General features: G+C 41.2%; 2 protein-coding genes. Both read right to left on the reverse strand.

Annotated features, from left to right (window positions below; genetic code table 11):
• Positions 1-27: 27 nt before the first annotated feature.
• Complete coding sequence (locus O0V13_RS21400; protein WP_326492759.1) at positions 28-906, reverse strand: IS3 family transposase; 879 nt, start codon at positions 904-906, stop codon at positions 28-30.
• Positions 861-1,379, reverse strand: a complete 519-nt coding sequence (locus tag O0V13_RS21405) for a transposase (protein WP_268037055.1) — start codon at positions 1,377-1,379, stop codon at positions 861-863. The genes O0V13_RS21400 and O0V13_RS21405 overlap by 46 nt, the downstream gene beginning before the upstream one ends.
• Positions 1,380-1,422: the final 43 nt, after the last annotated feature.

Consider the following 1,422-nt stretch of genomic DNA (forward strand, 5'->3'; position numbering starts at 1 on the left):
TGAACTAGCCCCCAAAAGTTGGACGGTTTAAGAATGATTTAAATTTAGTGAAGAAGCTCGGTATTGGACCGGGCTTTTTCTGTTTAGGCTTGATTTTATTCTGTGGTTATTATAATAATGAATGTATTCGGTGATTTCTTTTTTGAGCTCTTGGATCGATTGATATTTTTTGAGGTAGAACAATTCTGACTTTAGAGTTCCGAAGAAGTTTTCGATAACAGCATTGTCCAGGCAGTTTCCTTTTCTGGACATACTGATCCTGATTCCCTTTTCATGGAGCAGACGTTGGTATTGTGGGTTTTGATAATGCCATCCCTGATCAGAGTGGATCACCAGATCTAGAATTTTTTGTCTTTTCTCTGTTGCCTTTTTGACCATCTCCAAGACCGGTTGTAGAGTAGGTCTATCGGCCAGAGTAAAGGAGACAATCTCCCGATTATACAGGTCCATCATGGGAGAGAGATAAAGCTTTCTGTCATGGACTTTGAATTCGGTTATATCAGTCACCCACTTCTGTTCAGGCCGGTAAGCTTTAAAATCTCTTTTGAGGAGATTTTCAGCTATTCTACCCTGCTCTCCGCGGTAAGAGACATATTTTTTAACCCGAATAATGCTCTTTAAACCCAACTCGCTCATCAGGGAGTAGACGGCCTTGTGATTGATCGTATACCCTCTGTTTTGAAGTTCATCCCGGATTCTTCGGTAGCCGTACCGTCCTTTGTTCTGTTTATAAATACTGCGGATCTCTATTTTGATTATCTCATACTTGTCTTTTTTTTGGAGTTGTTTGAGATGGTAATAAAAGGTGCTTCGCGCCATCCGAGCATGCTTGAGTAGTTCCTTCAACGCATGCCCACGCCTTAATTCCTGGATGATTTGCGTTTTTCTTCTTTCTGTTTTTCGGATTGAACTAAGGCATGAAGCTTTTTTAAATAAGCATTTTCGGCTTTCAGACTAGCCAGCTCTTCCAGGAGCTGCTCTTCTCGGGTTAGTGGACGTTTTGGCTTTCTGGGCATCTTGATAGGTCTTCCTTTACGTAGCCCCTTCAATCCTTCCGGTCCTTGAGCATCGTAAATCCGAATCCAATTCAGTACGATAGATTCATTAGGAACCATGAAACGTAGACAGGCTTGAAGTAAAGATAAAGATTCGGCCTTAACTGTTCTAACTACCTGCAACCTAAAGTCACCAGTGTAATGGTTGTAAGTAACCTTTAGTCCCTCTTCTCCAAACTTTCTGTAAAAAGCTACCCAACGCTTTACTAAAGAGCTGCTGATGTTTTCTTTTTTACCGATACTCTCCGAAGAGTGTCGGAAATGGATGACTTCTTGGACTACCCGAAGTCTGAATTCGAAATTGTGTTTTCTGTTTTTTCGCATAAAAATGCCCCCAATAAGTGTCTAACTTTTTGGGGGCACATCA

The organism is Algoriphagus sp. PAP.12 (assembly GCF_026652115.1).
Lineage (GTDB): Bacteria > Bacteroidota > Bacteroidia > Cytophagales > Cyclobacteriaceae > Algoriphagus.

Coding starts and splice junctions, on each gene's coding strand:
- O0V13_RS21405 (WP_268037055.1), bottom strand. CDS start 1,379: ATGCGAAAAAACAGAAAACACAATTTCGAATTCAGACTTCGGGTAGTC.